At 70.8% G+C, this 9095-nt stretch carries 8 protein-coding genes; 3 read left to right on the top strand and 5 right to left on the bottom strand.

Translation table 11 applies throughout. The features are described from left to right. Positions 1 to 88: 88 nt before the first annotated feature. The gene (locus tag D7W82_RS36405) at positions 89 to 1102 is read left to right on the top strand and encodes a serine protease (protein ID WP_120622696.1); all 1014 of its coding nucleotides are present in this window, start codon (positions 89 to 91) and stop codon (positions 1100 to 1102) included. A gap of 22 nt (positions 1103 to 1124) precedes the next feature. Here the strand turns inward: D7W82_RS36405 and D7W82_RS36400 are convergent, their stop codons facing one another. Next, positions 1125 to 1709, bottom strand: a complete 585-nt coding sequence (locus D7W82_RS36400) for a DUF2378 family protein (RefSeq protein ID WP_120622695.1) — start codon at positions 1707 to 1709, stop codon at positions 1125 to 1127. Positions 1710 to 2093: 384 nt separating this feature from the next. Here D7W82_RS36400 and D7W82_RS36395 point away from each other — a divergent pair, with 384 nt between their 5' ends. Continuing rightward, the gene (locus D7W82_RS36395) at positions 2094 to 4226 is read left to right on the top strand and encodes a M4 family metallopeptidase (protein ID WP_120622693.1); all 2133 of its coding nucleotides are present in this window, start codon (positions 2094 to 2096) and stop codon (positions 4224 to 4226) included. Positions 4227 to 4303: 77 nt separating this feature from the next. Here D7W82_RS36395 and D7W82_RS36390 read toward each other — a convergent pair whose 3' ends face one another. Further along, entirely contained in the window at positions 4304 to 5614 is a 1311-nt protein-coding gene (locus D7W82_RS36390; protein WP_120622692.1) for a M18 family aminopeptidase, read from the bottom strand. A 12-nt stretch (positions 5615 to 5626) separates the two neighbouring features. Next, positions 5627 to 6460 carry a hypothetical protein gene (locus D7W82_RS36385; protein ID WP_233588150.1) on the bottom strand — a complete coding sequence of 278 codons (834 nt, stop codon included), beginning with the start codon at positions 6458 to 6460 and terminating at the stop codon, positions 5627 to 5629. Positions 6461 to 6580: 120 nt separating this feature from the next. On the opposite strand from D7W82_RS36385, the gene D7W82_RS36380 reads away from it, so the two are divergent. Beyond that, complete coding sequence (locus D7W82_RS36380; protein WP_120622690.1) at positions 6581 to 7288, top strand: hypothetical protein; 708 nt, start codon at positions 6581 to 6583, stop codon at positions 7286 to 7288. Between the two features lie 148 nt (positions 7289 to 7436). On the opposite strand, the gene D7W82_RS36375 is transcribed toward D7W82_RS36380, so the two are convergent. Continuing rightward, on the bottom strand, positions 7437 to 8372 hold the full coding sequence (locus D7W82_RS36375; protein ID WP_120622689.1) for an acyl-CoA dehydrogenase family protein: 936 nt from the start codon (positions 8370 to 8372) through the stop codon (positions 7437 to 7439). A gap of 53 nt (positions 8373 to 8425) precedes the next feature. Continuing rightward, positions 8426 to 9095, bottom strand: a 670-nt coding sequence (locus tag D7W82_RS36370) for an SET domain-containing protein (RefSeq protein WP_370451125.1), incomplete at its 5' end; no start/stop codon positions are given.

Genomic DNA, 9095 nt, shown 5'->3' with positions numbered 1-9095 from the left:
GGTGGGGAGCGGGCAGGCTGATACAACGTGCCGCGGCCGGTCACATCAAGAGCAGCTCGGTGGGAATGCCGGCCGAACGGGGGTGGCCATGTCCGACGACGTCCAGGCACGCCGTGCGCGGGCCGAAGAGGCCCTTCGGGGCACGAGTGCCTCCCTGGTGTTGCTGGACCTGGGCGGCCACACCGCCACGGGCTTCGTCATCTCCTCCGAAGGCCACGTCGTCACCAGCCTCCACGCGGTGGCCAGCGCGCGCGCCATCACCGCCGTGCTGCCAGACGGCCTGCGCTCCCCGGTGGTGCGGGTGGCGGCCGTGGACGAGCGCCGGGACCTGGCCGTCCTGTGCCTGTCCGTCCCGGAGCTGGTGCCCGCCCTCCCGCTGGGCCCGGCGACGCTGCCCTCGGAAGGCGAGGCCCTGCACATCATCCAGGCCCACGCGGACCGTCCCCCCGAATCGCGCGTCCTCGAAGTCCGCGCGGTGCAGGTGCTGGGCGAATGGCTCACCCTGCTGGAGTTGTCCCGCACGCTGCCCGAGGACGCGTCGGGCTCACCGGTGCTGGACGCGCGGGGACAGGTGGTGGGGCTGGCCACCGCGGCGCTCGCCAACGGCCGCGCGCTGGGGCTGGTCATCCCGGTGCGCTACATCGCGCCGCTCCTCAAGGTGCCCGGCCCGCCCCAGCCGCTGTCCGCGCTGGACGCGCCCCGGCAGCGCGCCACCCGCGTGCGTCAGGTGCCGCAGCACCCCGTGGGCCTGCTGGAGGGCTGCGCGACGCCGGCCGTGGAGTCCGTGGCATCCCTGCTGGGCCAGGCCATCAACGTGGGCGCCCCCGCCTACAACCGGGGCGACGTGGAGGGCTGCTACCGGCTCTACGCGCACACCGCCGAACAGCTCATCGACGAGCGCGACGACTGCCCCGGCGTCCAGCGCGCGCTGCGCGACGGCCTGTTGCGCTGCGAAGGCCTGAAGCACGTGGAGGACCGGGCCTGGGCCCTGCGCGACACGTTCGACGGGTTGATGGACGTCATCGGCCGGTGGCGCCAGGCGCGCCCGGCGCCGCTCACCCCCGCCCACAAGCGCCCCCCGCCGAAGACGTACCTCAACTAGCGGCGGGGGACGCGCGGGCCGCTCAGGCCTCGTCCCAGCGGATCCGCAGCGAATAGGTGTGCTCGGCGCGCTCCAGCACGTCCACGCGCGGCAGCACCCGCGTGCGGCGCAGCACCTGCTCCATCACGCCCGCCACGAAGTCCGGCAGCGGGTCCGCGTCCACCACCCGCGCCCGCCACTCGCGCGCGCGCACCGGCTCCAGCGCCAGCTTCATGTCCTCGCGGCCCGCGCGCAGGTACGTGGGGAGCCGCGCCAGGCACCGCTCCGCGCCCAGCAGCGGCGCCGCCGCGGCGAAGATGCGCCCCACCAGCGTCTGCGCGAACCCCTCCACGTAGTGCGTGCCCAGCACGCGGTTGGCGTCCTCGCTCGGAAGGCCCGGGCACGCATGCCGCCGCGCCACCGCCAGCGACGCGCGCCACACCTCCAGGGGAAGGCGCTCCTCCACCGTGTCCGGGTCGTAGCCCACGTCCCGCAGCGCCTGCGCGAACGGGCCCGACGGCCGCAGCGCGTGCTCGAACAGACCTTCGAAGTTCCGGCGCGGCACCCGCACCATCAGCAGCGGCAGGCCAGGCGCCTCCCGCGTCTCCGGATGAATCCACGGCTCCATGTCTTCAACCCCCCCAGGGTCCAGCCCCAGCGCCATCCCGGCCGGGAAACCGTGTCTCACTGTATCAGCCTCCACGCGCCGGGCCTGCTCGCCTGGTTGCCGCTGTTGTGGACTTTTCCAATGATTTCTTCCGCATTTCCCCGCCCCCTTTCCCCGCTACGCCCGCGCTGATCCATGACGTCGCGCGTCGGGGATTTCAGGAATTCGGGTCACAATGGACCCCCACTGAAAGCAAAAATTGTGTGTCAACCGTTGAATTCACAGGAAGTCCACTGGCGCTATCCCCTGATTCCTGGGCTGCCGCGTTAACTTCTTCAACCCATCGGAAACTCTCGGTGTTCATCGTGCGAGAATTGTTCATCCCCCTTGCAGCGTGAGTGCTCCATGACCATTCGCCGCACCGAAGGTTCGACGCCCGTTTCTCTCCGTCCCACCACCGACACCTCCGCGCCGGCGAAGGCCAAGAACGTCCTTCGCGTGAAGGATGGCTTCGAGTCCGTCTCCCGCACGGGCGCCGCCGCGGGCGCGCAGCCCACGGCCGCCGCCGCGGCGACGTCGCAGGCGTCCACGACGGGGGCCCCCTCCGCGCAGACCGGCCGCCTCGCCCTGGACAGCAAGGAGGCGCAGCAGGCCATCCAGACGTCCCTGAAGCACCTCACCCCGCCGCTGACGGCGTCGAACCTGCTGGCGGCGAACAAGGCCGGCCCGACGCTGGCCGCCAAGAGCGTGGAGCGCGACGAGCTGGGCATGACCCACGTGCGCCTGGACCGCATGCACGAGGGCGTGAAGGTCTTCGGCGAGCAGGTCATCAGCCACCTGGGCGCGGACGGCAAGGTGTCCAGCGTCACCGGTGAGCAGAACGCCATCCCCGCGGGCCTGGGCAATCAGAAGGTCAAGCTGGCCCCGCAGCAGGCCATCGACATCGCGAAGAAGGAGCTGGGCGGCAAGGCCGACAAGCAGCCCTCTTCCGAGCGCGTCGTCTACCAGGACGCGGACGGCAAGTACCGCGCCGCCTACCAGGTGGAGGTGACGCAGATCGCCGGCCAGGAGAAGCCGAAGAAGCAGAACTACATCATCGACGCCAACACCGGCGCGGTGCTGGAGAGCTTCAACAAGATTGGCGGCTGGAGCAAGAAGGCCGCCGCGCCGATGCAGGTCAACGGCACGGCCAGCCCCAACGTGGCCATCCCGGACAAGGGCCAGGTCCAGTCGAAGATCAACATCCCGGACGGCGTGACGGTGGACAAGCTGTCCGTCGACCTGAACATCAAGCACACCTGGAGCGGCGACCTGAAGGTCTCCGTGACCAGCCCCTCCGGCAAGACCACCGTGCTGCAGGACCGCAAGGGCGGCTCCAAGGACGACATCGCCGGCTCGTTCGACCTGACCGAGGCCTTCAAGGGCGAGAGCGCCAAGGGCGAGTGGACCATCACCGTCGAGGACAAGGCCGCGCGTGACACGGGCACCCTCAACAACTGGAGCCTGAACATCCAGGCGAAGGAGACCACGCCTCCGCCGACGGATCCGCAGAACCCGCCCACGGGCACCGCGGACGACCAGTCCATGTACAGCGGCCACGTGGACCTGAAGACCAAGAAGGAAGCGGACGGCACGTACTCGCTGGAGGACTCGACGCGCGGCAAGGGCGTGGTGACCTACGACGCGAACAACAAGACGACCGCGTCCGGCCAGACGAAGATCACCGACGACAACGACAAGTGGGGCGAGGCCACCGACCCGGCGCGCGCCAAGGCCGCCGTCGACGCGCACTACGGCGCGGCCATGACCTACGACTTCATGAAGAACATCATGGGTCGTGACTCCATCGACGGCGCGGGCGAGAAGCTCACCAGCTACGTGCACGTGCGCAACAACTACGTGAACGCGTTCTGGGACGGCGAGAAGATGAGCTACGGCGACGGCGACGGGAAGCAGTCCGGCCCGCTCACCACGCTGGACATCGCGGGCCACGAGATCGCGCACGGCCTCACGGAGCGCACCGCGGGCCTCATCTACAGCGGCGAGTCCGGCGGCCTGAACGAGTCGTTCTCCGACATCATCGGCACGGGCGTGGAGTGGTACGCCGCGCAGAACAACCCCGAGGCCAAGTGGAACTGGACCGTGGGCGAGGCCGCCTGGACGCCGAACAACGGCAGCGATGAGGACGGCCTGCGCTACATGAACGACCCGACCAAGGACAACTACTCGGTCGACAACTACAAGAACTACCCGAAGCAGACGGAGGTGCACGGCTCCAGCGGCATCTCCAACAACGCCTTCTACCTGCTGGTCGAGGGCGGCAAGAACAAGACGTCCGGCCTGGAAGTGAAGGGCGGCATCGGCATGGAGGACGGCCTGAAGATCTTCACCCGCGCCCTCACCACGTACATGACGCCGCGCACGACGTTCGCCCAGGCCCGCGAGGCCACCATCAAGGCCGCCACGGACCTGCACGGCGCCGACTCCGTCCAGGTGCAGAAGGTGAAGGACGCCTGGACCGCGGTGGGCGTGAACTAGTTCCAGCGCTGAAAGCTTCCTGAAACACCCGAGGCGGGTCCGGTGTCACCACCGGGCCCGCTTCCTTCTTTTGCCGCTCAGGCGAAGAAGCGCGTGAGCACCGCCACCATGCGGGCCACGTCGGACGCTGCCGCCAGCTCGCGGATGGAGTGCATGGACAGCATGGGGTTGCCCACGTCCACCGTGCGGATGCCCAGCTGCCCCGCGGTGATGGGGCCAATGGTGCTGCCGCAGCCCAGGTCCGTGCGGGTGACGAAGTGCTGGGGCGTGACGCCCGCCTCCTTGCACAGCGCCGCGAAGTACCCCCACGACTCGCCGTCCGTCGCGTAGGACTGGTTCACGTTGGTCTTGATGACCGGGCCGCCGCCCAGCTGCGGCTGGTGCTTGGGCTCGTGCATGGAGGAGTAGTTGGGGTGCACCGCGTGCGCCATGTCCGCGCTCACCATGAACGAGCGGCGGATGGCGCGGTGGAACGCGTCCGCGCGCCCATCCGCGTGCGCCTGGACGATGCGCTCCAAGAGGTCCTTGAGGAACGGCGACGCGGCGCCCTGCGCGCTGCGGCTGCCGCACTCCTCGTGGTCATAGAGCACCACGCCCACCGTGGCCTCGCGCGGGCCGGTGTCCTTCAAGAGCGCGGTGAGCCCGGTGTGGCAGCTGGCCAGGTTGTCCAGGCGGGGCGCGTGGAGGAACTCACCGTGCAGGCCGGAGCGCGTGGACGGCTGCAAGTCGTAGAGGCACAGGTCGTAGCCCAGGAGGTCGTCCGCGGCGGCCTTCACGCCCGAGCGGCCCAGCTCCTCCACCAGCAGCCCCTTCAGCTCCGCGGGGCCCGCGCTCTCCAGGCCCAGCACCGGCACCATGTGCTCCTGGGCGTTGAGCTTCAGGCCCTCCGTGTTGACGCCGCGGTTCAAGTGGATGGCCAGGTTGGGCACGCGCAACAGCGGCCGGCGGAAGTCCACCAGGTGGTGCTGGGGGCGGCCGTTGTGCAGCGTCACCACGCGGCCCGCGAGCGACAGGTCGCGGTCCGTCCACGTGTGCAGCAGCACCCCGCCATAGATTTCCACGCCCAGCTGCTGGTAGCCGTGGCGGTTGACGGGCGCGTTGGGCTTGAGGCGCAGGTTGGGCGAGTCCGTGTGAGCGCCCACCAGCCGGAAGCCGGTGGTGTCCACGGGCTTCGTGCCCAGTTGGAACGCCGCGATGCTCGTGTCGCCGCGGATGACGAAGACCTTGTCGCCGGGCTTGAGCGACCAGGACTCGCGCTCGTCCAGCTCGCGGAAGCCCTGGGCGGTGAGGCGGCGCGCCGTCTCGCGCACGGCGTGGTACGGCGTGGGCGACGCGTCAATGAACTGGAGGAGGTCGTTGGCCTGCGTGTCGATGTCAGTCGGGCTCATGGGCCCGGCACGCTAACGCCGTCCGGCCCCGGTGCCACGTCCGACTGTCACGGCCCGGACAGGCAAAGGGGCGCCCGCCGGCAGGACGGTGGAGGAAGGACGCGTCCCGGGCCCAGCGTCCAGGAAGGTGCCCAGGAGCACCCAGCGGCGCGCCGCGTCCTCCTTGCCCGGCTTCGCGGCGAGCGGCGTCGTGTAGTGCCAGAAGGGCAGCCGGTACACCGTGACGCCGCCCACGGTGCTGACCTTGGTCAGCTCGGAGAAGTGCCCGTCCTTCGCGTACACCAGGTACTGGTGGTCCACGGCAGGCTGCGTGAGGCTCACGTGCATGTCCACGTAGCCGTCGCGCGCGTCCGCCTCCTCCGGGTGGTGGTCGTTGTGCGGGCCGGTGTAGTCGCCCGGGCCGTAGCAGAGCACCTGGATGCCCCAGCCCCGCTTGAGCGACCGGCCGCTCACCGTCGCCGCGAAGGCCGCGAACGTGTCCGAGCGCAGGAGCGCCCTCAGCCCCACCGCCTCCGCCGCGCGCCACGAGCGCGAGCGCCGGCTCTCCAGGAGCGCGGTGCGCACGCGCACCGTCTTGGGCAGCGCCTCCGTGTAGTTCTCCACCATGCCGGAGATGGAGTCCTCCGGGATGGGGTCCTCCATGGGGACGAGCGTGTCACGCAGCGCGGCGTCCAGGAGGTCGCGGGCCTCGGCGGCCTTCTTCACGTCGATGACGCCCTGCAGCGCGATGAAGGGCCGCGTGGGGTCCAGCAGCGCGCCGCACGTCTCGGGGTCTCGGCCTTCGAGAATGCGGCGGCCCTTCGGGGTGAGGAGGTCGGCGAACTGGGTGGGCAGGCGCGGGGACATGGCGCGCAACATACCGGGACGGGGGCGGAACGCACGTGCTGGGGAGGGCACGGGAAGGCAACTCCCCTGCTCTCCCGGCGATAATCCGTTACTCCGACATCCAGTGTAGAAGGTGCCTCCATGACGCAGATCCGCAACCGTCCCGCCGCCCCCTCCGTCGCTCCGGCCCGCACGCAGGCGCCGGCCGCGCAGCCCGCCCGGGCCAACCAGGTCACGGAGGCGTCACGCGCGGACGTGCTCAACCGCGCGGAGCTGGCGCGGACCCGCGCGACGATGGCGCCGGTGCAGGCGACGCCGGGCTCCTGGCGCGGGGGCGCGAACACGGAGGTGGGGCGCGCCATCCAGACCATGCGTCAGCGCCTGTCCGACGTGAACATCACCATCAAGGGTGACACGCCGCAGAGCCTGTTCGACCGGGCCATCCTGGACAACAAGCACGTCACCAACGAGCAGATCCTCGCGATGTCCCGGGTGACGCTGGACCAGCTGGCCACCGACCCCAAGTCGCGCGCGAAGGTGCTGGAGCGCGTGCCCAACGCGCGTGAGCTGCCGGTGCACCACTTCACCGTGGCGATGCTGTCCGCGGTGACGGGCATCGACCGCGCGGCGCTGTCGGAGGCCTGTCCGGACCTGGGCCTCACGGGCGCGCCGAACACGCCGCTGCTCTACGCGGCCAAGACGGAGCGCATGCAGCGCTCCACCGCCCTGCACGACTTCACGGACTACATGCGCGGCGCGGGCGTGAAGGGCATGAACAAGGCCGTCTGGGGCGTGGAGAACCGCATCCTGTCCGCCGCCGTCTCCGCGCTGGGCGGCGGCCGGTACTAAGCCCCCCGCGGCACCCCAAGCCCGCGCGGTGGAGGAGGCCTTACGCCCCTCCCCTCGCGGGCTTCGCTTTGGGGCTGCCGGGGCCGCCGCGGCGCACGCGGCGGGGGTTGCGCTCCCTCCTGCCCCTCGCTGGCTTCGCGTTGGGCTGTCAGTCGTCGCCCGCGCCGCCGGCCAGCCGCTGGCGCGCGGCCTCCAGCCGCTTCGCGCGCACCTTGGACGCCAGGTCGAGCAGGCGCCGGTCGCGCTGCCACCGCTCGCGCATCTCCACGTCCACGCCCTCCCAGGCCACCTCGCAGCGCTCCAGCGCGCGGTGCATCTGCGCGAGCGCGCCGCCCAGCGCCACGTGCACGGCCGGGTCGCTGGGGTCCTCCTGGGCAATCGCGTGGATCATCACCGCGATGGCGACCAGCTCCTCGCGCAGCGCCACCGGCCAGCCGCAGCGGCGGGCCACCTTCACCAGCCAGCCCAGCACCGCCAGGTTGACGTGGCAGTCCTCCACCGTGCGGAACGGCTTGAGGTAGCGGGTGTAGCCATCCCCGGGCAGCACGTCCTCCGGCGCCACCTCCACGCCTTCCAGCCGCAGCGCCGCGTGCGGCACCTCCGGCACGAAGCCCAGCGGCGGCAGCGGCTCCACCGTCACTCCGGACGCGCGCGCGTCCAGCCGCACCATGCGCAGGCGGTTGCGCTCCTGGGCATCCCGGCCCTCGGAGGCGACCACCAGCAGCGCTTCCGCGTGCGTGCCCAGCGTGACGTAGGTCTTCACGCCATCCAGCGTCCAGCCCGCGCCCTTCGGCGTGAGCTTCGTCTCGATGGCGCTCGGGTGGCCACCGCCCGTCTCCGTGGCGCAGAGCGCGGCGCGCTTGTCCTGCGGGAGCTGGGGGAAGAGCGAGCGCAGCGCGGCCTGATAGCCGGAGGAGAACGCGAACCCCATCCGGTCCATCCGGAAGCCGCTGGCGAGCGCCAGGTCCGCCGGCAACGGGAAGCGCGGCAGCACCGCGAGGTGCCGGCGCCACCACGCCTCCACGGAGTCGAGCGCGGGAAAGTCAGGGGCTTCGGTGAGAAGGAAGCGCAGGACGTCTTTCACGCTTCCACTCTAATGCCCGGCTCCGGGGCGCGCGCGCTTCCGTTTGGGGGGCGTCAGCTCGCGGCGCGGCGGCCCGGGGACTTCGCGCGCCGGGTGCCCCGCTTCTTCTTCGCGGCGGCCGGCGGCGCGGCCTTCGACTTCTTGGCGGACTTCGCCTTGGAGGTCGACTTGGACTTCGACGCGGCCTTCGTCTTGGAGGCCGACCTGGCCTTCGACGGGGCCTTCTTGCGGCGCGCGGGGGCCTTCTTCTCCGGGGCGAGGATGGTGCCCCGGCAGGAGGGCGTGCCACAGCGGCAGACGTAGAGCGACTCGGCCTCCGCGTCCATCTCCGGGCTGCGCTCGTACGCGTAGTCGTACGTCAGCTCCTCCCCCGGTTCGATGGCGCGCAGCGCGTAGATGTGGATGCGCCCCTTGTCGATGAGCGACTGGCAGTTGGGCTCGCACGAGTGGTTGATGTAGCGCGACTCGTTGTGGAGGGTCCCCGCGTCCAGCACCGTGTCGTCGTCCAGGTTGAAGAGGAACGTGTGGTGGCGCTCCATCGACTCGTCGTCGTAGCGGGCGTCCGCCTCCGCCTGGGTGATGCGCTCACCGATGTACTCGATGATGCGCGCGCCCTTGCGGATGCGGCGGGTGGCGAAGGCGCCCGTGCCCTGGATGGGGGACTGGCGCAGCTCGAAGGGAATCGACGGGGTCGGCTGGAAGGAAGGGGAAGTCATCATCGGG

Source organism: Corallococcus sp. CA049B, assembly GCF_003611685.1.
In the GTDB taxonomy this organism is placed as follows: Bacteria; Myxococcota; Myxococcia; order Myxococcales; family Myxococcaceae; genus Corallococcus; species Corallococcus coralloides.
The sequence above is the reverse complement of the archived record's forward strand: the minus strand, read 5'-3'. Positions and strand labels throughout refer to the sequence as shown.

Coding starts and splice junctions, on each gene's coding strand:
- D7W82_RS36405 (WP_120622696.1), top strand. CDS start 89: ATGTCCGACGACGTCCAGGCACGCCGTGCGCGGGCCGAAGAGGCCCTT.
- D7W82_RS36390 (WP_120622692.1), bottom strand. CDS start 5,614: ATGAGCCCGACTGACATCGACACGCAGGCCAACGACCTCCTCCAGTTC.
- D7W82_RS36400 (WP_120622695.1), bottom strand. CDS start 1,709: ATGGAGCCGTGGATTCATCCGGAGACGCGGGAGGCGCCTGGCCTGCCG.
- D7W82_RS36395 (WP_120622693.1), top strand. CDS start 2,094: ATGACCATTCGCCGCACCGAAGGTTCGACGCCCGTTTCTCTCCGTCCC.
- D7W82_RS36385 (WP_233588150.1), bottom strand. CDS start 6,460: ATGTCCCCGCGCCTGCCCACCCAGTTCGCCGACCTCCTCACCCCGAAG.
- D7W82_RS36380 (WP_120622690.1), top strand. CDS start 6,581: ATGACGCAGATCCGCAACCGTCCCGCCGCCCCCTCCGTCGCTCCGGCC.